Annotated in this window: 22 protein-coding genes and 1 pseudogene; 10 read left to right on the top strand and 13 right to left on the bottom strand. The window is 66.2% G+C overall.

Annotation, left to right across the window (positions count from 1 at the left end; translation table 11 throughout):
- Positions 1-2 precede the first annotated feature (2 nt).
- Complete coding sequence (locus tag CFB49_RS28885; RefSeq protein ID WP_050017178.1) at positions 3-251, top strand: hypothetical protein; 249 nt, start codon at positions 3-5, stop codon at positions 249-251.
- Between the two features lie 132 nt (positions 252-383).
- Here the strand turns inward: CFB49_RS28885 and CFB49_RS28880 are convergent, their stop codons facing one another.
- The 7 genes from CFB49_RS28880 to pobA all read right to left on the bottom strand — a co-directional run bounded on the left by CFB49_RS28880 (position 384) and on the right by pobA (position 7457).
- Positions 384-1742 carry an MFS transporter gene (locus tag CFB49_RS28880; protein ID WP_089437374.1) on the bottom strand — a complete coding sequence of 453 codons (1359 nt, stop codon included), beginning with the start codon at positions 1740-1742 and terminating at the stop codon, positions 384-386.
- Positions 1743-1992: 250 nt separating this feature from the next.
- Positions 1993-2379: a 4-carboxymuconolactone decarboxylase gene (pcaC, locus tag CFB49_RS28875; RefSeq protein ID WP_089437373.1), complete on the bottom strand. Its 387-nt coding sequence runs from the start codon at positions 2377-2379 to the stop codon at positions 1993-1995.
- A gap of 10 nt (positions 2380-2389) precedes the next feature.
- Positions 2390-3175 carry a 3-oxoadipate enol-lactonase gene (gene pcaD, locus CFB49_RS28870; protein ID WP_089493016.1) on the bottom strand — a complete coding sequence of 262 codons (786 nt, stop codon included), beginning with the start codon at positions 3173-3175 and terminating at the stop codon, positions 2390-2392.
- 16 nt (positions 3176-3191) lie between these two features.
- Entirely contained in the window at positions 3192-4550 is a 1359-nt protein-coding gene (locus CFB49_RS28865; protein ID WP_089493015.1) for a 3-carboxy-cis,cis-muconate cycloisomerase, read from the bottom strand.
- A gap of 88 nt (positions 4551-4638) precedes the next feature.
- Complete coding sequence (locus CFB49_RS28860) at positions 4639-5295, bottom strand: CoA transferase subunit B (RefSeq protein ID WP_059581289.1); 657 nt, start codon at positions 5293-5295, stop codon at positions 4639-4641.
- A gap of 69 nt (positions 5296-5364) precedes the next feature.
- The gene (locus CFB49_RS28855; protein ID WP_089437370.1) at positions 5365-6081 is read right to left on the bottom strand and encodes a 3-oxoacid CoA-transferase subunit A; all 717 of its coding nucleotides are present in this window, start codon (positions 6079-6081) and stop codon (positions 5365-5367) included.
- Between the two features lie 143 nt (positions 6082-6224).
- The gene (gene pobA / locus CFB49_RS28850; RefSeq protein WP_089493014.1) at positions 6225-7457 is read right to left on the bottom strand and encodes a 4-hydroxybenzoate 3-monooxygenase; all 1233 of its coding nucleotides are present in this window, start codon (positions 7455-7457) and stop codon (positions 6225-6227) included.
- A gap of 117 nt (positions 7458-7574) precedes the next feature.
- Here pobA and CFB49_RS28845 point away from each other — a divergent pair, with 117 nt between their 5' ends.
- The 3 genes from CFB49_RS28845 (at position 7575) to CFB49_RS28835 (ending at position 10036) form a co-directional block, all read left to right on the top strand.
- The gene (locus CFB49_RS28845; protein WP_089493013.1) at positions 7575-8501 is read left to right on the top strand and encodes a LysR family transcriptional regulator; all 927 of its coding nucleotides are present in this window, start codon (positions 7575-7577) and stop codon (positions 8499-8501) included.
- A 96-nt stretch (positions 8502-8597) separates the two neighbouring features.
- On the top strand, positions 8598-9233 hold the full coding sequence (folE, locus tag CFB49_RS28840) for a GTP cyclohydrolase I FolE (RefSeq protein WP_089437368.1): 636 nt from the start codon (positions 8598-8600) through the stop codon (positions 9231-9233).
- Entirely contained in the window at positions 9233-10036 is an 804-nt protein-coding gene (locus tag CFB49_RS28835) for an SDR family oxidoreductase (RefSeq protein WP_050017186.1), read from the top strand. Before folE ends, CFB49_RS28835 begins: the two co-directional genes overlap by 1 nt.
- A gap of 167 nt (positions 10037-10203) precedes the next feature.
- On the opposite strand, the gene epsC is transcribed toward CFB49_RS28835, so the two are convergent.
- Together epsC and CFB49_RS28825 are read right to left on the bottom strand one after the other, a co-directional pair.
- Positions 10204-11124 carry a serine O-acetyltransferase EpsC gene (gene epsC, locus CFB49_RS28830; RefSeq protein WP_089437367.1) on the bottom strand — a complete coding sequence of 307 codons (921 nt, stop codon included), beginning with the start codon at positions 11122-11124 and terminating at the stop codon, positions 10204-10206.
- Between the two features lie 138 nt (positions 11125-11262).
- The gene (locus CFB49_RS28825) at positions 11263-11496 is read right to left on the bottom strand and encodes a hypothetical protein (protein ID WP_089437366.1); all 234 of its coding nucleotides are present in this window, start codon (positions 11494-11496) and stop codon (positions 11263-11265) included.
- Positions 11497-11774: 278 nt separating this feature from the next.
- Here CFB49_RS28825 and CFB49_RS28820 point away from each other — a divergent pair, with 278 nt between their 5' ends.
- The 3 genes from CFB49_RS28820 (at position 11775) to fnr (ending at position 14020) form a co-directional block, all read left to right on the top strand.
- Positions 11775-12182, top strand: coding sequence for a DUF3005 domain-containing protein (locus CFB49_RS28820; protein ID WP_089437365.1), 408 nt, complete (start codon positions 11775-11777; stop codon positions 12180-12182).
- Positions 12183-12702: 520 nt separating this feature from the next.
- A complete protein-coding gene (locus tag CFB49_RS28810; RefSeq protein WP_059793221.1) occupies positions 12703-13170 on the top strand; it encodes a universal stress protein in 468 nt (155 codons plus the stop codon).
- Positions 13171-13273: 103 nt separating this feature from the next.
- On the top strand, positions 13274-14020 hold the full coding sequence (gene fnr / locus CFB49_RS28805; protein ID WP_069621242.1) for a fumarate/nitrate reduction transcriptional regulator Fnr: 747 nt from the start codon (positions 13274-13276) through the stop codon (positions 14018-14020).
- Between the two features lie 48 nt (positions 14021-14068).
- Here the strand turns inward: fnr and CFB49_RS28800 are convergent, their stop codons facing one another.
- Positions 14069-14962 (bottom strand): LysR family transcriptional regulator ArgP, encoded by an 894-nt coding sequence (locus CFB49_RS28800; protein ID WP_059581311.1) that lies wholly within the window; start codon positions 14960-14962, stop codon positions 14069-14071.
- 109 nt (positions 14963-15071) lie between these two features.
- On the opposite strand from CFB49_RS28800, the gene CFB49_RS28795 reads away from it, so the two are divergent.
- From CFB49_RS28795 to CFB49_RS36930, 3 genes and pseudogenes are all read left to right on the top strand, one after another.
- Positions 15072-15692, top strand: coding sequence for a LysE/ArgO family amino acid transporter (locus CFB49_RS28795; protein WP_089493012.1), 621 nt, complete (start codon positions 15072-15074; stop codon positions 15690-15692).
- Between the two features lie 351 nt (positions 15693-16043).
- Complete coding sequence (locus CFB49_RS28785) at positions 16044-16991, top strand: aldo/keto reductase (RefSeq protein WP_089437362.1); 948 nt, start codon at positions 16044-16046, stop codon at positions 16989-16991.
- 362 nt (positions 16992-17353) lie between these two features.
- Positions 17354-17606 (top strand): annotated as a pseudogene (locus CFB49_RS36930) (hypothetical protein); the annotation flags it as partial.
- Between the two features lie 211 nt (positions 17607-17817).
- On the opposite strand, the gene CFB49_RS28775 reads toward CFB49_RS36930, so the two are convergent.
- The 3 genes from CFB49_RS28775 to CFB49_RS28765 all read right to left on the bottom strand — a co-directional run bounded on the left by CFB49_RS28775 (position 17818) and on the right by CFB49_RS28765 (position 21228).
- Positions 17818-18588: an SDR family NAD(P)-dependent oxidoreductase gene (locus CFB49_RS28775; RefSeq protein WP_089493009.1), complete on the bottom strand. Its 771-nt coding sequence runs from the start codon at positions 18586-18588 to the stop codon at positions 17818-17820.
- Between the two features lie 49 nt (positions 18589-18637).
- Positions 18638-19837, bottom strand: a complete 1200-nt coding sequence (locus tag CFB49_RS28770) for an arabinose transporter (RefSeq protein WP_089493146.1) — start codon at positions 19835-19837, stop codon at positions 18638-18640.
- A 68-nt stretch (positions 19838-19905) separates the two neighbouring features.
- On the bottom strand, positions 19906-21228 hold the full coding sequence (locus tag CFB49_RS28765) for an amidohydrolase family protein (RefSeq protein ID WP_089493008.1): 1323 nt from the start codon (positions 21226-21228) through the stop codon (positions 19906-19908).
- Positions 21229-21298 lie beyond the last annotated feature (70 nt).

Here is a 21298-nt window from a genome sequence, read left to right as displayed (position 1 = left end):
TGATGAAGCCAATGCTGAGAGCGGGCGAGCACATCGAAGGCATGCACTGGATCGCCGAGTATCACCCGCTCACGCACGATATCCGCGTGCTGCGCGAGAACATCGAAGTCGGCACTTACTGCGCGCCGCCAACGCTGTTCGGTGACGAGGAGGAAATGGGCGCCGCGAACCACGACGATCATCGCAGCCGGGAAGCCGCGTTGCGCGCGTATTTGCGAAATTTCGTCAAGGAGCACGACGCGGAGGAGTAACGACGCGGCCGCCGGAATGTCGACGGGCCGCGAAGGCGGCCCGGTCTGCTGTCCTGCGTCGGTCGATCTGCTTGCAACCGACCCGAATCCATCATGCACTGGGCCGGCGCGTCGCACCGGCCCGCCGGTCGCTCAATGCCCGAGCGACTCGATCTTGCCTGCCGGCTGCGCGACGCCATGCGGCCGCGCCATCTGCTTGATCAGCAGCGCGGCGCAGGCCAGCACGCCCGCGACGGCGATCGTCGCGAACACGCCCGCGAACGAGAAGTGCCGGCGCGTCAGTTCGGCGACGAGGAACGACCCCGCGATCCCGCCGAAACGACCGACGCCGAGCATCCACGCGACACCCGTGCCGCGCCCTTCGGTCGGATAGAACGCGGCGGCGAGCGCCGGCATCGACGATTGCGCGGTGTTCATCAGCACGCCGGCCACGAACACGACCAGCACCAGCAACCCGACGTTGCCGGCCGCCTGCCCGATCGCATACACGCTCACAGCCGTCAGCGCATAGCACACGGCGATCACGCGGTTCGCGTTGAAGCGGTCCATCAGCACGCCGCACAGCACCGCGCCCACGCCGCCGAGCGGGAACAGCGCGGAGATCAGCGTCGCGCTCTTCGGCGTCAGGCCCGCATCCTTCAGCAGGATCGGCATCCAGTTGATCGACGCGTAGAAGATCACGAGGCCCATGAAGTACGCGAGCCACAGCATCACCGAGCCGACGATGTACGAGCGCGACAGCACGACGCCGAGGCCCTTGCCGCCGGTCTGCGGCGCGGCTTCGGTCAGCGCGAACGAGCCGGCGTTCAGTGCGTCGCGCGAGATGCGTGCGAGCGTGGCGCGGATCTTGTCGATGGACTGGCCGCTCGCGACCATGAAGCGTACCGATTCCGGCATCTTCAGCAGCAACAGCATGCCGAGCAGCAGCGGCGTCACGCCGCCGAGCATCAGTACGCTGCGCCAGCCGAAATGCGGAATCATCCATGCGGCCAGAAAACCGCCAAACGCGGCGCCGAGCGGAAAGCCGCAGAACATCAGGTTGATCACGGTCGCGCGGCGCTTGTCCGGGCAGAATTCGCCCATCATCGTGACCGCGTTCGGCATCGCCGCGCCGAGCCCGACGCCGGTGATGAAGCGCAGGATGGTCAGGTGCCCGATCGTGTTCGAGAACGCGGACATCAGGCACGCGACCCCGAACAGGAACACCGAACCGAGCAACAGCGAGCGGCGGCCGAGCCGGTCGGACAGCGGGCCCGACACGAGCGCACCGCACGCGAGGCCGAACAGCGCGGCGCTGAGCACCGGCGCGAGATCGGGCTTCGTGAGGTTCCACTCGCCGAGCAGCGATGGCGCGATGAAACCGATCGCAGCCGTATCGAAGCCGTCGAGCAGCACGATCACGAAACACATGAGGAATACGAGCCATTGAAAGCCGCCGAACGGCTGCTCGTTGATGAAGGTCTGGACATCGACCACGGGTGTGCGATTCATCGCCTGTCTCCTTGTCGGCCGGAGTTGGCGCTTCAGCGCTTGCTCCGGTCCCATGCAACGCCAATATATGTATGAGCAATACGGCATGGCAGCCGCGCCCTTCCTTTGTTCGCGCACCAGCCAACCGGTGCGCCGCACGCCGATGCTCTGCCGGCGTGTTCATCGATCCCGTCGTCGACGGCCCGCTCGAGAAAGCAGGCCACGCGATCGGTTGCGGCCGCCCTCAGCCGGCCGTGCCTGACCGGCCGTCTTATGCGGCCCCGTCCTGTTCCTTGAAGATCTTGTCCGCGAGATGGAACGCGGAATTCGCGGCCGGCACGCCGCAATAGATCGCCGTCTGCAGCAGCACTTCCTTGATCTCGTCGCGCGTCACGCCGTTGTTGCGCGCGGCGCGCAGGTGCAGCGCCAACTCCTCGCCGCGGTTCAACGCGACCATCATCGCGATGGTCAGCAGGCTGCGCGTATGGCGCGGCAGGCCATCGCGCGTCCAGATCTCGCCCCATGCGTAGCGCGTGATCAGGTTCTGGAATTCCTCCGTCACCTCGGTGCGGTTCTCGATCGAGCGATCGACGTGCGCGTCGCCGAGCACCGCGCGACGCACCTTCATCCCTGCTTCATAACGTTCCTGGTCGTCCATCGCCGGTGCCTCATGCAGTCAGGAAATCGAGCAGCGCGCGGTTGAAACCGTCGGTGCATTCGATGTTCGAAATGTGCGCGGCGTCGAATTCGACGTGCAGCGCACCGGGAATCGCGGCGGCGAGCGCGCAGCCCTGGTCGGGCGGCGTCGACATGTCCTTCGCGCCGGTCACGACGAGCACCGGCAATGCGATGCCCTTTACTTCCTCGCGCAGGTCGGCCGCGTTCAGCGCGTCGCAGTTCGCCGCATAGCCATCCTTGTCGGTATGCACGAAGGTGTCGCGGATCGCATCGAACAGGCGCGGCTCGCGGTCGACGAATGCGTCGGTGAACCAGCGCGGCAGCACGGCGTCGGCGAGCGCGGCCATCCCTTCGGCGCGCGCCTTCTGCGCACGCGGCGCCCACACTTCCGGCGAGCCGATCTTCGCGGCGGTGTTCGACAGCACCGCGCGCACGATGCGCGACGGGTAGCGCGCGGCGAGCGCGGCACCCGTCAATCCCCCCATCGAGATGCCGCAGAAATGCGCGCAGTCGATGCCGACGTGGTCGAGCAGGCCGATTACGTCGCCCGCGAGCTGCTCGATCGTGTACGACCCGGCCGGCGCGTCGGAATGGCCGTGGCCGCGCGTGTCGTAGCGCAGGATATTGAAGTGCTGCGTGAGCGGGCGAATCTGCGGCGCCCACATCTGCAGATCGGCGCCGAGCGAATTCGAGAAAACGAGCCACGGCGCGTCGTCGCGTGCGGCACGGTCGATCCGGTAATGCAGTTTCACGCCGTTGACAGTGGCGAAAGGCATCTCAAGGTTCTCCTGGTTATTTCGCGCCCGCGTGCAGCGCGAGCACGGCGTCGACATAGGCCCGCCCCTCGCCGACGTAATGGGCGGGATCGAGCAACTGCGCGAGCGCGTCGCGCGACAGGTGGGCCGACACGGTCGCATCGGCCGCGAGCACGTCGAACAGCGTCGCGCCGGTGCGCACGGCTTCCTTCGACGCATGCTCGACGACGTGATGCGCATCGAGCCGGCCGATCCGGTCGCCGAGCGCGAGCATCACCGCTTCGCCGAGGATCAGCCCGTGCGTCAGGTCGAGGTTCGCGGCGAGGCGTTCGGTGTTCACGTCGAGGCCCGCGACGATCTGCGCGATCTGCGAGAGCGCGCCGCCCGTCAGGCGGGCGAGATCGGGCAACGCATCCCATTCGGCCTGCCAGCCGCCGAGTGCGCGCTCGTGCTCCTGCACCATTCCCGCGAACACGGTCGCGACGAGATTCGGTGCACGTACGGCGGCCGTCAGCACGGCCGCGCAGCCGACCGGGTTGCGCTTGTGCGGCATCGTCGACGAGCCGCCCTTGCCGGCGGCCGCCGGTTCGCCAAGCTCGCCGACTTCGGTCTGCATCTGCAGCGACACGTCACGTGCGATCTTGCCGAGCGTGCCGGTCAGCATCCCGAAGCACGCCGCGGCTTCCGCGATGCGGTCGCGCTGCGTATGCCACGGCACGGCCGGCAACGCGAGCTTCAGGTCGGCCGCGAGCGCGGCGCTCACGCCGGCCGCGTGCTCGCGCAGGCTCGCGAGCGTGCCGGCCGCGCCGCCGAACTGCAGCACGAGCGCCCGCTCGCGCAACTCGGCGAAGCGCGCGCGATGGCGCAGCAGCGCATCGAGCCATTGGGCGAATTTGAGGCCGAGCGTGATCGGCAGCGCCTGCTGCAGCCACGTGCGGCCGATCATCGGCGTCGCGCGGTGCGTGCGCGCGAGCACCGCGAGCGACGCACAGGCTTCGTCGAGCAGCGGTTCGAGCACGTCGAGCGTGTCGCGCAACTGCAGCACGGTCGCGGTGTCGATGATGTCCTGGCTCGTCGCGCCCCAGTGCACGAACTTCGCGGCCTCGGGGTCGTCGGCCTTCACTTGCGCGGTGAGCTGCTTCACGAGCGGAATCGCGAGATTGCCGCCGAGCGCGGCACCATGCGCGAGCGCGTCGGCGTCGAGCCGGCCGGCGTCGCACGCGCGTTCGATCGGCGCGACCGCGGTGGCGGGAATCACTTGCCGCGCGGCGAGCGCGCGCGCAAGCGCGGCCTCGACGTCGAGCATCCGCTGGATCGTCGCGCGGGGCGACCAGATCCGGTTGAGCGGCTCGGTGCCGCAGATCAGGGAGGTCAGGCGGGCGCTGTCTTCGAGCATGGCATCGGAATGGGGAAACGGCGTGCGCCTATTGTCTACCCAAGCGTGCCGGCGTGCGCTCGAATGCGCGCACCGGCACGCTTGCCGTTCAGGCGGCGGCCTTTTGCGTTGCGTCGATCAGCGGTACGCCGGTCAGCTTCTGCAGTTCGTCGAACGACAGGTCGGTGAAGATCTCGCTCACCGCGAGGCCGTCGGCCGTCACGTCGAGTACGGCCAGATCGGTATAGATACGGCTCACGCATTGCACGCCGGTGACCGGATACGAGCATTGCGCGACGATCTTGCTCTCGCCCTGCTTCGTCAGGTGCTCCATCATCACGAACACCTGCTTCGCGCCGATCGCGAGGTCCATCGCGCCGCCGACGGCCGGAATCGCATCGGGCGCGCCCGTATGCCAGTTCGCGAGATCGCCGCTCGCCGACACCTGGAACGCGCCGAGCACGCAGTAGTCGAGATGGCCGCCGCGCATCATCGCGAACGAGTCCGAGTGGTGGAAATACGCGCCGCCGGTGAGCAGCGTCACGTGCTGCTTGCCGGCGTTGATCAGTTCGTCGTCTTCCTCACCGGGTGCGGGCGCCGGGCCCATGCCGAGCAGGCCGTTCTCGCTGTGCAGGAAAATCTCCTTGCTCGGGTCGAGGTGGTTCGCCACCAGCGTCGGCACGCCGATGCCGAGGTTCACGTACGCGCCTTCGGGGATGTCCTGGGCGACGCGCTTGGCCATTTCATCGCGGGTCAGTCGTTTCATGTCGGTTTCCTGTCGACCGGAGTGGGCGCTTCAGCGCTTACTCCGGTCCCATACAAAGTTCCAGGCGGGTCAGGCGGCTTGCGATGCAGCGTGTTCGGCGGCCAGCTCGGCCGCGTGCGCGGCCTGCGGCACCTCGACGACGCGCTGCACGAAAATGCCCGGCGTCACGATGTGTTCCGGATTCAGCGCACCGAGCGGCACGACTTCCGACACCTGCACGATCGCGATCTTCGCCGCGCTGGCCATGATCGGCCCGAAGTTGCGCGCGGTCTTGCGATACACGAGGTTGCCCCAGCGATCGCCCTTGTAAGCCTTCACGAGCGCGAAATCGGCGTGGATCGGCGTCTCGAACACGTACGGCTTGCCGTCGATCACGCGCGTTTCCTTGCCTTCCGCGAGCTTGGTGCCGTAGCCCGTCGGCGTGAAGAAACCGCCGATGCCGGCGCCCGCCGCACGGATGCGCTCCGCGAGGTTGCCCTGCGGCACGAGCTCCAGCTCGATCTCGCCCGCGCGGTACAGCGCGTCGAACACCTGCGAGTCGCTCTGGCGCGGGAACGAACAGATGATCTTGCGCACCTTCTTCGCCTTCAGCAGCGCCGCGAGGCCCGTCTCGCCGTTGCCTGCGTTGTTGTTGACGATCGTCAGGTCGCGCGCGCCCTGTTCGATCAGCGCGTCGATCAGCTCGGACGGCATGCCGGCCGTGCCGAAGCCGCCGATCATGATTGTCGCGCCATCGTGGACGTCGGCAACCGCCGACTGAAGCGATTCGAAAATCTTGTTGACCATGTCTCTTCCTGATGCGAACCCGCGGCTCGTGCGCGGCCTGTCGAGAGGACACGCGTGCCGCGTGCCGCGCCGGAGGCCGTCGTGCGACCCTCGGCTTTTGTTCGCTAATCGAACTTAGATTCGATTAGCGAACGATGGGCCGATCATAGAGTCGCGCACAGCGCCTTGTCAAGGCGGGTTGCCTCGGGGGGCGTCGCGTCGTCGAACGGCAAGCCGACGTAGTTTTCGGCGAGCGATTGCGCGGCGGCCCGCGAACGCGTCACGTATTTCAACTCGGCAAACTTCAGGCGATTGACGAACGGCGAGTCGTCCGGCGACGCATGCAGCATGTTCGTCATGAAGTAAGAGAAGTGCTCGGCGCGCCACACGCGCTCGAGGCAGGTCGCCGAATAGCGCTCGAGCGGCGTCGCGTCGCCCGTCCGGTAGCGCGCGCCGAGCGCCCGGGACAGCGCGCGGACGTCGGCCACCGCGAGGTTCATCCCCTTCGCGCCGGTCGGCGGCACGATGTGCGCGGCGTCGCCGGCGAGGAACAGGCGGCCGTGCTGCATCGTCTCGGATACGAAACTGCGCATCGGCGTCACGCTCTTCTGCGTGATCCGGCCCTCGGTCGGCGTCCAGCCGGTGTCGTTCGAGAAACGCGTGTGCAGTTCGTCCCAGATCCGTGCATCGGACCATTCGGCGAGGTCTTCATCCGGCTTGCACTGCAGGTACAGGCGCGTGACCGTCGGCGAGCGCATCGAGAACAGCGCGAAACCGTTGTCGTGATGCGCGTACACGAGTTCGTCGAGCGACGGCGCCGCATCGGCGAGGATACCGAGCCACGCGAACGGGTAGACGCGCTCGAACGTGTTCAGCCGCTCGGCGGGAATCGTCTGGCGCGCGATGCCGTGGAAGCCGTCGCAGCCGGCGATGTAATCGCAGTCGATGCGGTCCGCGCGGCCGTCCGCGTGCTTGAACGTGACGAACGGGTGCTCGCTTTCGACGCCGTGCAGCGCGACGTCGCTCACTTCGAAGTGCATCTGATGGCCGTGCTCGACACCGGCCGCAATCAGGTCGCGCACCACTTCATGCTGGCTGTAGACGGTGATCGCGCGCCCGCCGGTCAGTCCGGACAGGTCGATGCGGTGGCGCTGGCCATCGAACAGCAGTTCGATGCCGTGATGTTCGAGCCCTTCGCGGCGCATCCGCTCGCCGAGGCCGGCTTCGTTCAGCGTGTCGACCGTGCCCTGCTCCAGCACGCCGGCACGGATGCGGTTCTCGCAGTATTCGCGCGAACGCGCTTCGACGAGGATGGAATCGACGCCTTGCAGGCGCAGCAGATGGGACAGCAGAAGGCCGGACGGACCGGCGCCGATGATCGCGACTTGGGTGCGCATTGTTCGTCTCCTGAACATTAATTCGAATCGTCGAACACATTTGAGCGCTTTCCCGACTATGCGGCAACGCGATTCAGGAGATATGTTGTATACGTTTTGAAGATACCGGCCCCGGCGATGGACCCGCTCGACCTGAACCTGATTCCCTATCTCGTCGCGCTCGACGACACGCGCAACGTGAGCCGCGCGGGCGACCTGCTCGGCGTGAGCCAGCCGCGCGTGAGCACGGCGCTCGGCCGGCTGCGCGAGTACTTCGGCGATCCGCTGTTCGTGCGCACGTCGCGCGGGATGGAGCCGACGCCGCGCGCGCTCGCGCTGCTGCCGGCCGCCCGCGATGCGCTCGCGCAGATCGAGCGCGGCCTCGTCGCGCCGCACGACTTCGACCCGGTCGCGAGCACGCATACGTTCTCGATCGCGCTGTCGGACGTCGGCGAGATCGTGTTCCTGCCGAAGCTGCTGCAGGCGTTCGCGACGCTTGCGCCGCACGCGAACCTGCGTTCGGTCTCGCTCGCGCACGACGAAGTCGGACGCGGCCTCGAAGCCGGGTCGATCGATCTCGCGGTCGGCTACTTCCCCGATCTCGACGGCAACAACTTCTTCCAGCAGCGGCTGTTCACGCACCGGTTCGTCTGCCTGATGCGGCGCGGCCATCCGTTCGAGCAGACGCCGCCGTTCACGGTAGAGCAGTTCCTCACATGTGGCCACGCGGTGGTGCGCGCGGAAGGTCGCAGCCAGGAAGTGCTCGAGAAATATCTGGCGAAGCAGCGCATGCAGCGCCGCGCGGTGCTCGAAACGCCGCACTTCATGAGCCTGCCGTTCATCCTGAGCCGCACCGACCTGATCGCGACGGTGCCGCACGCGATCGGCTATGCGTACGCGGCCGAGCACGCGTTCATCGTGCCCGTCGAGCCGCCGCTCGCGCTGCCGCGCTTCGACCTGAAACAGCACTGGCATCGCAAGTACCACAACGACCCGCGCACCGCATGGCTGCGCGGCGTCGTCGCGTCGCTGTTCAACGACGAGCAGGACGAATGGCCGAAGTGATAAACGGCGAGCGGCGGCCCGTACGCACGACCGCCGAAAGCATGAAACAATGGCCGGATATCGGCCGCCGCAGGCGGCCTTCGATGGAGCCACTACATGGGTAAGGGAAAGAAAACCACACCGCCTGAGCCGGTCGTCTCGCGGCCGAGCCGCGAAGAAGCAGAAGACGCCGTCCGCGTGCTGTTGCGCTGGGCCGGCGACGATCCCGCACGCGAAGGCCTGCTCGATACGCCCGCACGCGTCGTGCGCGCATACGAACAGTTCTTCGCCGGCTATGCGCTGGAGCCGCGCGACATCCTCGCGCGCACGTTCAGCGAAGTCGACGGCTACGACGAAATGATCGTGCTGAAGGACATCCGCTTCGAGAGCTACTGCGAGCACCACATGGTGCCGATCATCGGCCGCGCGCACGTCGCGTATCTGCCGAACCATCGCGTGGTCGGCATCTCGAAGCTCGCGCGCCTCGTCGACGCATTCGCGAAGCGCTTGCAGATCCAGGAAAAGATGACCGTGCAGATCGCCGACACGCTGTTCGACGTGTTGCAGCCGAAGGGCGTCGGCGTGATCCTCGAAGCCGCGCACCAGTGCATCTCGACGCGCGGCGTGCACAAGCCGGGCGTCGAGATGGTCACGTCGCGCATGCTCGGCACGTTCCGCACCGATCCGTCGACGCGTCGCGAATTCCTGTCGATCGTCGCGAATCCTTCCTCGGTCAACCTGACGAATACCTGATGGAGCAGACGAAGCAGACGGCGCACGCGCCCGTCGTGCTCGTGACCGGCGCCGCGCGCCGGGCCGGGCGCGCGTTCGCCGAGTATTTCGCCGCGCACGGCTATCGCACCGCGGTGCACTACGACCGTTCGGCCGATGCCGCGCAGGCCGCCGCGCGAACGATCGCCGAACGCGGGCACGATTCGGTCGCGCTGCAGGCCGACCTGTCCGACGCCGCGCAGATCACCGCGCTGATCGACCAGGTGTATGCGCGCTTCGGGCGCCTCGACGTGCTGGTCAACAACGCGTCGGTGTTCTGGCAGGACCATTTCCCGAGCTTCGATCTCGCGGCGTTCGACCACGCGTGGGCCGTCAACTGCCGCGCGCCGATCCTGCTCACGCGCGCGTTCTACGAACGGGCCCGCGCGGCCGGCACGCAGGGCGTCGTCGTGAACGTGGTCGACCAGAAGATCAAGGAAAACTTTCACCGCGACCATTTCAGCTACACGGTCGCGAAGGCCGCGCTCGGCAACCTCACGCAGATGCTCGCGCTGTCGTCCGCGCCGGTGCTGCGCGTGAACGCGGTGTTCCCGGGGCTGATGCTGCCGAGCGACGACCAGACGCAGGCCGACTTCGAACACGCGAGCCGCGCGTCGACGCCGCTCGCGCGCATCGCGGGCCCCGACGACGTCGCGAGCGCGATCCTGCTGCTGACGGGCAATGCGTACAACGGGGTGGATTTCGTCGTCGATGCGGGCCAGAACCTGATCCGCGTCGATCAGGACGTGCTGTACAAGCACCGCTCGCCGGACGGCAAGCACTGACGCTTCGATGAACGAAGGCGGCTGCACGCCGCCTTCGCGCGCCGGAGCGGGCGGGCTTCGCGCCGCTCCCGCCCGATCGCGCCCGACGGTGGGCCGGCCGCCAATCCATTGCGCGTCATGCCGCCGCGTTGCACAGAACGACGCCCGCGCATTCGCCCGCCGCCTCGTTACGGCTTCTCGGCGCTGCCGCCCTCGCGAATCTTGCCCTGCGCGACGCTCGTGCCGGGCGGCACGCTGTGCGTGAGCCACACGTTGCCACCGATCACCGAGCCGCGCCCGATCGTCACGCGGCCGAGAATCGTCGCGCCCGCATAGATCACCACGTCGTCCTCGACGATCGGGTGTCGTGCATTGCCCTTCACCAGCGCGCCTTCGCCATCCGCCGGAAAACTCTTCGCGCCGAGCGTGACGGCCTGGTACACGCGCACGCGCTCGCCGATGATCGCGGTTTCGCCGATCACGACACCGGTGCCGTGGTCGATGAAGAAGCTCGGGCCGATCCGCGCGCCCGGGTGAATGTCGATGCCGGTGGCCGAGTGCGCGATTTCATTGATGAACCGCGCGAGCAGCGGCACACCAAGCTGGTGCAGCGCGTGCGCGAGCCGATGGTGCATCATCGCGAACACGCCGGGATAGCACAGCAGGATCTCGGTGATGTGCTGCGCGGCCGGATCGCCCGCGTAGGCGGCCTGGATGTCGCTGACGAGCAGCGCACGGATCGCCGGCAACTGCCGGCCGAATTCACGCGCGATCTCGAACGCGCGTTCGTCGAGCTCGGCGAACGGCGTATCGACATGCTCGGGCAGAAACGGCAGCGCGCGGCGAATCTGCTCGGACAGGACGCGCAGCGTGCTTTCGAGCGTGTGGCCGACGTAGTAGTCGACGCTTTCGTCGGTCAGGTCGGGCGCGCCGTAGTGCGTCGGAAACATCGACGCGCGCAGGCCGGTCACAATCTTGCAGATTGCATCGCGCGACGGCAGTTCGCGGATGCCGCGCGGATGGCGCGTGCGATGGAGTTCCTCGCGCGATTCGCGCAAGCCGGCGACGATTTCTTCGAGGCCCCACTGACGGGCGGGTGATGTCGACATAGACCAATGCGGGCAGCCGCGCGCGGTTGCACGGCCGCTAATAAAGTGACGGGTTCCGCAAGATTACCGCGTTTTTTGTCCGGGAGCGGCACCCCGCGGATCGCGCCGGACCGCCGACGCCGCACGAGCGTGACGGCGTCACATCGAGATGCTGCTCGCGTCGATCCAGCGAACGGCCCAGTCGCGCGCGTGCGCGATCGCGTCGCCTTCGTCGTTGAACTGGAGGTCGATCGGAAAAAACCGGTTCGCCACGAGCTCTCCGTCGCTCGATCGGGAGATCACGACGTAGGGCTTGAACGAACCGTCACTGGCGCGTGCGGGCGCGCAATTCAACAGATAACCGCGGTGCGTGAAGGCAGTAGTCGCTTGCATGAGTCCGCCACCTCTAGTCCCTTGCTTTGTTGTTCGCTACCCGTCTTTAAGGGTGCTGCGGCGCCCCGGCGCGGGCAGAGGCGGCGAGACTTCATCCCCTGTCGCCGCTTCGCAGGAAAAGAATCATACTCTGTAGAAAACGCGTCTTCTAGCTGAAATAAATCATGACAAATCAGTGCGCGTCGCGCGACCGCGGCGATCGCCCGCGCGCCTTTTCCCGTCGTGCCCGGAACGGGATTTGCTTCGATCCGGAGCGTGTCGCCGCCAGGAGAGCCGCGATGGAACCATCCGCTCAAACACGCCGTGCGCATCCGCGCAGCATCGAACTCGACAACGACGACACGCATGACAGCACGGTCGACACCGACGGCAAGCACCGCGAAGCGGCGCGGCTTGCCGGGGTCGGGCCGATTTCGCCCGACCAGGTCACGCGCAGCAACGCGTCGCTCGTCAATGCGATGCCGGAAGCCGGTGACGGTTTCGCCGGTTTCGACAGCCGCCCCGACGGCAACCATCCGGCGTTCGCGCTGCGCGCCGGCTATGTGGTGATCGAGAAAGGCTTCGACGCGCCGTCTGCAGGCGACACGCCGTTCGGTCCCGTTCACCGGATGTACGGCAGCGCGTACTGGCCCGGCCACGGCCGACGGCCGGAGCGCGTCATCGAGTTGACCGTCGTGCCGGGATAGCCGGCGCGCCGTTTGAATCGATCGTTCGTGTGGGAACCGCCACCGGTCGACGACGATGATCGATGACGGTGCATTCTCGCGCGCGACCGGACCGCGCGCCGACACGCGCTCGCACGATGCCGCGATGAACGATTCCGCGTATTGGCATCGGGAGTTGCAATCATGCATGCCGCGCATCGTGTCGACGCACATGCGTTGACCGAAGTCATGGCATCACGGCGCGATTGCGATTGAATGGCGATACGTACGGCGCATCGGCATGACTGACGGGCCGGGTCGATGCGCGCGCATGCGTTTTCGCCGACGACGCAGCCGACCCACACGACGCGCATCACGCGATGCGGCATGCGCCGCGTGCATGGCCACGCACGGCCGGCGCAGACAGCACGGCCGCGCCGCACGGCGCGCGCCTCGCTGCACGATCGCGGCCGTTGGTTTACCCTGCCTCGCAGCGTTGCGCATTGCCCGGCCCGCTCGGCCATCCGGCCGACTTCGTTTCAACCCGCCATTCGGAGACACTATGTACAAGCGTATTCTGGTTGCCGTCGACGGCAGCGACACGTCCCGCCATGCGTTCGACGCCGCGCTGGCGCTCGCGAAAGCGCACGGCGCGGAGCTGCAGCCTTTCTACGTCGTCGAGAACGCCGCGATCTACTACAACGTGCCCGGTTACGATCCGTCCGTGCTGCGCGATCAGCTCGTCGCGCAGGGCAACGCGCTCGCGCAGGATTTCGCGAAGCTGATGCAGGCCGCCGGCGTGAAAGGCGAAACGCGGCTGAACGAAGCGACGTCGCTCAATGACGTATCGTCGCTGATCCTCGACGGCGCGAAAGCGTTCGGCGCCGATCTGCTCGTGCTCGGCACGCACGGCCGCCGCGGCTTCCGCCGCCTCGTCCTCGGCAGCATCGCCGAACAATGCGTGCGTCACGCGACGCTGCCGGTGCTGCTGATCCCGGCGGCCGCCAACGCGGACGAGCCGGCTGCCTGAGCGGCGTTCGGCACGCGCGGCCGGTCGCGACGTTTTGTCACCCGACAGCGGCAACTTGCGGTGGGACAATGATTTCGTCGATCCAACGCTGGAGTAAACGATCATGCTGACGCCCGTCGCCACCCGCCCCGCCGCCGTGCCCCATACCGGTAGCTGGGCTCCCCGCCAGGCCGCACACTGCTCGTCGTGCGCGATGCGGCACCTGTGCATGCCGCAGGGTCTGGCGCCCGAAGCGCTCAGCCGCCTCGAGTCGGTCATCTGCGCGGCACGCCCGGTCAAGCGCGGCGAAGCGCTGTTCCGCGAAGGCGACGCATTCGACAACCTGTACGCAGTGCGCTCGGGTTCGCTGAAAACCGTCGCGACGCGCCATGACGGCCGCGAACAGGTCACGGGCCTGCATCTCGCCGGCGAAGCGCTCGGCCTCGACGGCATCTGCGACGATACGCACCCGCGCACCGCGGTCGCGCTGGAAGACAGCTCGGTCTGCGTGATTCCGTACAGCGCGCTCAAGGCGCTGTGTTCGGAAGCCGGCTCGATGCAATTGCGCATGCACAAGCTGATGAGCGAACAGATCGTGCGCGAAACATCGCAAACGATGCTGCTCGGTTCGCTGAATGCAGAAGAGCGCGTCGCCGCTTTCCTGCTCGACGTGTCGTCGCGCTACCTGAAGCGCGGCTACTCGCCGTCGGAATTCAACCTGCGAATGACGCGCGAGGACATCGGCAGCTATCTCGGCATGACGCTCGAAACGGTCAGCCGCACGCTGTCGAAATTCCAGAAGCGCGGCCTGATCGAAATGCAGGGCCGTCACGTGCAGATCGTCGACTTCGACGGCCTGCAGCACGTCTGACACCGCACGGCGCGCACGTCGCGCGCGCCGCCTGCATCACGTCGCCGGTCAATCGAGAAACAGCGCGGCGCGCGCCTTCAGCGCGGCGCTGAAATCGTCGAGCCAGCCGATCGACAAACGCCAGCTCTGCCAGTACAGATCGATGTCGATGGTTCGTCCGCGCGACATGTCGATCAATTCACCCGCCGCCAGCTGGCGGTCGACCATCCGGTCCGGGCACATCCCCCATCCCAATCCCGTTTCGCATGCGCGTAGATAGCCTGCGACGTGCGGTATCCAGTGCTGCGGCGGATCGAGATCCGCACGCGTCACGCGCCGGATGAAACGCGCCTGCAACCCATCCTTCGGATTGAACATCACGCACGGCGCGCGGCGCAGCGCATCACGCGTGATCCCGGCGTCGAAATAGCGTGCATAAAACGCCGGCGAGCACACCGCGCGATAGCGGATCCTCCCGAGCCGCTCCGACCGGCATCCCTGGATCGGCTCGGCCTGCGCGGTCACCGCGCCCTGCACGCTGCCGTCGCGGATGCGCGAGGCCGTGTAATCCTGATCGTCGATCACGAGATCGAGCAGCGTCTCGCGCGCGGTGCAGAACGGCCCGACCGCGTCGATGAACCACGTCGCGACGCTGTCGTCGTTGACGGCCACGCGCAACGTCGGCCACGCGCTCGCGATCTGGCCCGGCAATGCGGGCATCCGGCCGCCCAGTTCGGCTTCCAGCAGCTGCACGCGTTCGGTATGCCGGCACAGCAACGCGCCCGACGTGGTCGCGACACACGGCTGCCCACGCTTGACGAGCACGCTGCCGACCCGTTCCTCCAGCAGCTTCACGCGCTGCGACACAGCCGACGGCGTGACGTTCAGCTCCTTGGCCGCCCGCTCGAACGAACCGTGCCGGATCACGGCCGCGAGGGCATCGAGCAACGCGTAGTCGAGCATTAGATTTCCTTAATCTGCATTAGGTGATTTAGCTTCTCTTATTCCTGTGCTGACCGCAGACTAGCGCTACCCGATTCATTCGTCTACTGCTTCCACGGCTGTCCCCCTCATGAACTGGCTCGCTTTTTCCCACGGCGCCGCACTGTGCGCGTCGCTCATCGTCACCATCGGCGCGCAGAACGCGTTCGTGCTGCGCCAGGGCATCATGCGCTCGCACGTCGGCAAGATCGTGCTGCTGTGCGCGGTGTCCGACATGATCCTGATCGGCGCGGGGGTCGGTGGCGCTTCGGTGCTTGTCGAGCGCTATCCGACTTTCGTCCATGCGGTGCTGTACGTCGGCCTCGCGTATCTCGCGTGGTTCGGCATCAACGCGCTGCGCCGTGCGTTCAAGCCGAGCCACGACACGCTCGACGTGCGCGGCGACGCGGTCGCGCCGCCGCCGCAGGGCGCGCTCGCGATCGTGCTGATGACGCTCGCGTTCACGTGGCTCAATCCGCACGTGTATCTCGACACGTTCCTGCTGATCGGCACGGCTGGCGCGCGCGAGCCGGAAGGCGCGCGGCTCGCGTTCGCGATCGGCGCGATGACGGTCAGCATCGTGTGGTTCCTCGGGCTCGGCTATGGCGCGCGATTGCTGGCGCCGTGGTTCCGCAAGGCGGTCGCGTGGCGCGTGCTGGATGGCGCGATCGGCGGCATGGTGCTGTTCCTCGCGGCGGTGCAGTTACGCTGACCGAAAACCCGTCTGCGCACGGGCGGCCGCCTGCCGCCCGGCTTTCCCTCCGCGTCGGCGCCACGCCGGCGCAACCTGCGTGATTCCCGTCGCGCACGTCGCCGCAAAAATTCGCTCCCGATCCAACGCAGCCGCACGGAGTACGCACGCAGCGGACACGGTCTCCGCCATCTGCCGCAAGCCGTCCATCATCACGGCGTTACTGCGCCTGCACGAATCGAAACGATCGGCGAGAATGTCCAGTGTCCCGCGACCACGGCGGAACCGCACCACGCATCCTGCCATCCCGCCGCGATCGCCTCGACCCATCCCGCAGTTCAATCCCGTTACCCGCAGTTATCGGAGAGGAACATGGCACATCGCACCCTCGGTACATCCAGCATCCAGGTTTCGCCGCTCGCGTTCGGCGGCAACGTCTTCGGCTGGACCGTCGACGAGAACGCATCGTTCGCGTTGCTCGACGCGCTCGCCGACACCGGCATCAACTTCATCGACACGGCCGACGTCTATTCCGCCTGGGCGCCCGGCAACCACGGCGGCGAATCGGAAACGATCATCGGCAAGTGGCTGAAGCGCTCCGGCAAGCGCGAGCAGGTCGTGATCGCGACCAAGGTCGGCCTGCTCGGCACGCGCGCGGGGCTGTCGAAAGACAATATCCTGAAGGCCGTCGACGATTCGCTGCGCCGCCTGCAGACCGACTACATCGATCTGTATTTCTCGCACCGCGACCTGGCCGACACGGCCCCGCTCGAAGAAACGCTCGGCGCCTATCAAACGCTGATCGACGCGGGCAAGGTGCGCATCATCGGCGCATCGAACTACAGCGGCGCACGCCTGCGCGAAGCCGCCGCCATCAGCGCGCGCGACGGGCTGCCCGCCTATCAGGTCATTCAGCCCGAGTACAACCTGCTCAACCGCGCCGACTACGAACGCGATCTCGAACCGGTCGTGCGCGACCTGAAGCTCGGCGTCGTCAACTACTACGCGCTCGCGAGCGGGTTCCTGTCGGGCAAATACCGCAGCGAGGCCGACCTGAAGAAGAGCGTGCGCGGCGATCGCGTCGCCGGCTATCTGAACGAACGCGGCCTGCGCATCCTCGCGGCGCTCGACGCCGTGTCCGCGAAGCACGGCACGCAGCCGGCCGCGATCGCGCTCGCATGGCAGATCGCGCGGCCGACGATCACCGCGCCGATCGCGAGCGCGACGTCGCTCGCGCAGCTCGCGCTGCTCGGCGAAGCGATCCGCGTCACGCTCGATCAGGACGACATCCGCCGGATCGACGAAGCCAGCGCGCCGTGAAGGTTCATTGACCACGAGTCTATTCCTGCTCAGATGCCGCCTTTCTCCGTTGCTCAAGGCGAACTGCTCTGGCTGCCTGATAGCGGGGAAGTAGCACCGCAATTTGTTGGGCTAAGTAACAGCATGCGTCGATGATCAGCATTATCAAACCTTCGAGCGTCGCTATTGCTTTCTTGTCGACGTACTTGATGAGGGACTGCGCGGGGCCGCTGCGCCCCGCGTGAGCATCGTCTGCGCATCATCGAATGTTGAAAATGCGAGCATGGAAACGGCGGCGTTGAAGTAGGCGTTCCAGTCAGTCGTTCTTAGCGAGATCGCGCGCACCAGATGTATGTGCGCTTGTGAGTGCAAATGCAGGTCGCACAGTACGGCAGCGGCCAGGAACGGCAAACGGCGTGCTGTTCATGACGCTCGAGGATGAGACGGGCCAGGTCAACGTGATCCTCTGGCCGGGCTTGCTGGAGATGTTTGAAGGAAGCGCTCGGCGCCGCGCTGCTCGCGGTCTGCGGCGTGTGGCAGGCTGAAGGGAAAGTGCGACACGTGATCGCGAGCAAGCTCGTCGACAGGACCGAGTTGCTCGGCGCCCTACCGACCCCGTCGCGGGAGTTTTGCTGAATCTTCGTTCTGCCCCGTCGCTTCATTCAAACAGAATGTGATTTTGAGAAGACTTGGCTGTTTCAATTACTGAACCGCGCCGGATCGAACTTGAGGGGAAAACTTGGTTGCCTTCTTGTTCATCATGGCTCGATTCTCTCAAGAATCCGAGCCTTCACAAAACCCGGGCGGTTCAGCGTGAGCGATGCGCGCGGCAGTGGTCGCTCGCTAATTACTGCGGAAGTGCGACGCCCGACAGTTCCTCGCACATGCGTAGGAGCTGGTCCTGTAAAACAGCATCTCGTGCCTGAGGATTCGCTGCCATGCGCTTCATGTGATAGAAGTACTCGCCTGTCACGTCGGCTCGGGGATCGTCGCCGGCGGCAAGCCAGACCTGGGTTCGATGAGCCTGGTCCATGTCGTCAGGTGCACCTGGTCCGCCCATCTTGGTTGGAACCCAACCGGGTTCCAAACTGTTGACTCGCACGTCCGTCCATCGACGCGCAACCGAAAAAGCCAGCATGGCGTCATGCAGCTTGCTCTCGGCATAGGCTTCTGAGCCGTTCCAACGGCGCTTGCGCCAAAGGACATCGTCCAGGTTGGCCTGCGCATGGTGATGCATGCCGGAACTCAGATAGACGAGACGCCGCGGACGTTGGATCAGTGCGGTGAGTATGTAGGCCGACAGCGTGTTGATCGCGAAGACGTGCGGCAGGCCGTCGCTCGTGACGCGATGCCCTTCACGGTAACCGACCGCGGCGTTATGGATTACGGCGTCGAAGTGACCCAGGGCGTTGACCTGCTCCGCGACGTTTTTGGCGCCAGCAATCGTTTCCACATCACCGACGACAACCGCCTCCGCTTGGGGCAATGCGCGCCGTGTGTCTTCTGCGCGGTCGGCATTGCGCGCGTGCAGCACAACCTTGTGCCCTTGTTGTACCAGCAGTTCGGCAGCCATCAGGCCGAGGCCAGTGGACGAACCGGAAATGAAGATGCGAGACATGTTGTTTCTCCTGAGATGAGCCGCTGGGCGCTGCCCATGCGGCGCTGATTCAAGTTTGCCGGCTGCGAGAAGCGGCCACGAGCAGGACACCTAGCAGCGCGCAGGCAGCGCCGAACAAATAGACGGCGGCATAACCGAATTGCCCGGCAATCAGGCCGGCGGCTGGCCCTGAAATGCCGTAGGCGATGTCGAGAAAGGCCACGAAGGCGCCCATCGCGCTGCCGCGATTGGCCGGCGGTACGCGCTTGAGTGCTTCGACACCCAAGGCCGGGAAAACCAGCGCGCAACCGAGGCCCGTCACCAGTGCGCCGGCAAGTGCGGTCCACTCGTTCGGCCCAAGCCACAACATCGCCTGTCCGATGGCTTCGCCCGCCAGCGACCACGCCGCGACACGATAGCCGCCCAAGCGATCAGGCAGATGCCCCAGCACGACTCGAACAAAGATGAAGCCGATGCCGAATGCCGTCATCACCAGCCCTGCATTGCCCCAGTGGCGCGCCGCGAAGTACAACGAAGCGAACGCCGTGAGGCCGGACAGTCCTACGCCCTGCAGCATCAGTCCAAGCCCTTCCCGCCAGATCCGATTGACCACGCGATAGAACGGCAGTCGCACACCGCCGGGGGACAAATACGCGGTTGAGCGTAATGTGATCAGCGCGGCAAGAACCGGCGCCACGATGCAGGCGATCATCGCGGCCGCCAAGCCATGCCTTTGATACAGCGCCATGCCGACGGGTGCACCGATGGACAGGGCGGCGAACATCGCGATGCCGGTCCAGGACATCGACATGCCGGCGCGCTGAGGCCCAACCGACGCAATCGCCCAGGACACGCAACCCGTGACGAACTGGCTTTCACCGAAGCCGGCCATGAGACGACCGGCCACCACGATGCCCAGGCTCGTGGTGGGCGACAAGCCGGGCACGGACGCCACCAGATACAGGAACCCCGCCAACGCGGAAATGACAGCGCCTTGTAGCGCGGAACGCTTGCCGCCTTGATGGTCGACCACCCGTCCGGAGTAGCCGCGAGTGAGCACGGTCGCGACGAACTGAACGCCGATCACCAGGCCCACGACCAGGTTGCTGAAGCCAAGATGGCCGTGAACGAACAGCGGAATGACCGGCAATGGCAGGCTAACTGCCAGATAGCCGCAGAACAGCGCGGCAATGATGCCCGTTGCCGGGCGCGACAGGAGTACAGGCGCCGTGTCGGCCTGCACTGCCCGCTTGTTGACGAAAGCCTGCATGGAAGCCTCCAGTGAGATGAGCATGAAAACGAGGCGGAAGGCCCGGCGCGCCGGGTGGCCCCCTGTCGTCAGGCTGCGGCGAAGAGATCCGTGCGATAGCCGCTGGCTTCGATCAGGTAGTCACGCGAGGCCGTGACATCTGCGTTGAGCTTGGCCAGGTCGACGCCGATCAGTTGGCCTGCACGCTTGCGCAGTTGGCCGGCCACCATCACGGTGTCCACGTCAGCCCGCTCGACAGCCTGCACAATCGTCCCGACTGCGTTGGTCACCGGGAAAACGGCCACCCCGTTGGTACGGACCATGATGATGTCGGCCTGCTTGCCCGGCGTCAGGGTGCCGATCTGGTCTTCCAGCCCGGCCGCGCGAGCGCCATTGACCGTTGCAGCCTTCAGCACCGCTTCGACGGAAATCGGCGTAGGCGCGGCGGCTTCGCCACGGAAACGCCGGTAGCGCATGGCCGAACGCTGTTGTCCGAACAGCGCGTGCATCTCTCCGAACATGTCGCTGCCGAATGCCGTATCGAGGTCGATTCCCAGCGCCGGGGTCAGGCCGTGGTCCACGGCCTGCTGATAGGCGAAGGTTTCGTCGTCGAAGCCGAACAGTGCGTCCGAACGCGGGTTGACCGTGACGTTCACGCCTGCATCGGCCAGCAGCTTCCATGTCTCCTGCGGAACGCGCGTGCAGTGATTGAAGATGTTGTGCGTGCCCAGCACGCCCGGCTTCGCGAATTCCGGGCCAAGCTTCGCCAGATCACCGATGAACTCGGTCAGGATGCGCATATCCAGTTCGCGTGCGACCTTCCACCAGTCCAGATTGAGCTGGCCGAACAGGCCCACGCGCACGAGGCTGCCTGCGTTGTTCCAATTGTGCGCGAGCCGTTGCAGGTCGCCCGGCAAGTGCGCGGCGGAGGCTTTTTTGTCCATCGCCGCGCCGACCATGTGCAATGCACGGATGCCGGTCGTTGCGAGGGCATCGAGCGCGGCATCCGTGTGCTCCGGGCTGCGCGAATTGTGGCTGGCATCGATGATCGTGGTAATGCCGGCATCCAGCGAGGCGGCGGCCGTGAGCTGCGTGCTCAGATACATGTCCAGCGGGCGGTAGTGCGCGCCCAGCTGCTCGGCAACCACATCGATGTAGGCGAACAGATCGTCCACGTTCGGCATCATGCGGCGCATCACGCCGAGCCACATGTGATGATGGGCATCGACCAGGCCCGGCATGACGATATGGCCCGCGGCGTCAATGACTTGGGCATCATCCGCTTGCAAGGCAGCGCCGACCGCGGCGATGCGACCGTCCTGGACCAGGACGTCGCCCACGGCGAGATTGGGAACCTTGGCATCCAGCGTCAGGATGGTGCCGCCTTTGAAAAGAGTGCGCTGCGCAGTCATGGAATGCTCCTTGGAAGTTGCGGTGGACCAGTCGCCACGAGGTCCGCTCGGTGGGTGTTGTCCCAAGGAA

The organism is Burkholderia sp. AU17457, from assembly GCF_002223255.1.
In the GTDB taxonomy this organism is placed as follows: Bacteria; Pseudomonadota; Gammaproteobacteria; order Burkholderiales; family Burkholderiaceae; genus Burkholderia; species Burkholderia sola.
The sequence above is the reverse complement of the archived record's forward strand: the minus strand, read 5'-3'. Positions and strand labels throughout refer to the sequence as shown.

Bases quoted from the DNA above. Each gene is read 5' to 3' on its own strand.
- CFB49_RS28775 (WP_089493009.1), bottom strand. From the start codon at position 18,588: ATGTCTCGCATCTTCATTTCCGGTTCGTCCACTGGCCTCGGCCTGATG.
- fnr (WP_069621242.1), top strand. From the start codon at position 13,274: ATGCTGACGCCCGTCGCCACCCGCCCCGCCGCCGTGCCCCATACCGGT.
- pcaD (WP_089493016.1), bottom strand. From the start codon at position 3,175: ATGCCTTTCGCCACTGTCAACGGCGTGAAACTGCATTACCGGATCGAC.
- CFB49_RS28785 (WP_089437362.1), top strand. From the start codon at position 16,044: ATGGCACATCGCACCCTCGGTACATCCAGCATCCAGGTTTCGCCGCTC.
- CFB49_RS28825 (WP_089437366.1), bottom strand. From the start codon at position 11,496: ATGCAAGCGACTACTGCCTTCACGCACCGCGGTTATCTGTTGAATTGC.
- CFB49_RS28835 (WP_050017186.1), top strand. From the start codon at position 9,233: ATGGAGCAGACGAAGCAGACGGCGCACGCGCCCGTCGTGCTCGTGACC.
- pobA (WP_089493014.1), bottom strand. From the start codon at position 7,457: ATGCGCACCCAAGTCGCGATCATCGGCGCCGGTCCGTCCGGCCTTCTG.
- CFB49_RS28765 (WP_089493008.1), bottom strand. From the start codon at position 21,228: ATGACTGCGCAGCGCACTCTTTTCAAAGGCGGCACCATCCTGACGCTG.
- CFB49_RS28880 (WP_089437374.1), bottom strand. From the start codon at position 1,742: ATGAATCGCACACCCGTGGTCGATGTCCAGACCTTCATCAACGAGCAG.
- pcaC (WP_089437373.1), bottom strand. From the start codon at position 2,379: ATGGACGACCAGGAACGTTATGAAGCAGGGATGAAGGTGCGTCGCGCG.
- CFB49_RS28860 (WP_059581289.1), bottom strand. From the start codon at position 5,295: ATGAAACGACTGACCCGCGATGAAATGGCCAAGCGCGTCGCCCAGGAC.
- CFB49_RS28845 (WP_089493013.1), top strand. From the start codon at position 7,575: ATGGACCCGCTCGACCTGAACCTGATTCCCTATCTCGTCGCGCTCGAC.
- epsC (WP_089437367.1), bottom strand. From the start codon at position 11,124: ATGTCGACATCACCCGCCCGTCAGTGGGGCCTCGAAGAAATCGTCGCC.
- CFB49_RS28885 (WP_050017178.1), top strand. From the start codon at position 3: ATGAAGCCAATGCTGAGAGCGGGCGAGCACATCGAAGGCATGCACTGG.
- CFB49_RS28770 (WP_089493146.1), bottom strand. From the start codon at position 19,837: ATGCAGGCTTTCGTCAACAAGCGGGCAGTGCAGGCCGACACGGCGCCT.
- folE (WP_089437368.1), top strand. From the start codon at position 8,598: ATGGGTAAGGGAAAGAAAACCACACCGCCTGAGCCGGTCGTCTCGCGG.
- CFB49_RS28800 (WP_059581311.1), bottom strand. From the start codon at position 14,962: ATGCTCGACTACGCGTTGCTCGATGCCCTCGCGGCCGTGATCCGGCAC.
- CFB49_RS28855 (WP_089437370.1), bottom strand. From the start codon at position 6,081: ATGGTCAACAAGATTTTCGAATCGCTTCAGTCGGCGGTTGCCGACGTC.
- CFB49_RS28865 (WP_089493015.1), bottom strand. From the start codon at position 4,550: ATGCTCGAAGACAGCGCCCGCCTGACCTCCCTGATCTGCGGCACCGAG.
- CFB49_RS28810 (WP_059793221.1), top strand. From the start codon at position 12,703: ATGTACAAGCGTATTCTGGTTGCCGTCGACGGCAGCGACACGTCCCGC.
- CFB49_RS28795 (WP_089493012.1), top strand. From the start codon at position 15,072: ATGAACTGGCTCGCTTTTTCCCACGGCGCCGCACTGTGCGCGTCGCTC.
- CFB49_RS28820 (WP_089437365.1), top strand. From the start codon at position 11,775: ATGGAACCATCCGCTCAAACACGCCGTGCGCATCCGCGCAGCATCGAA.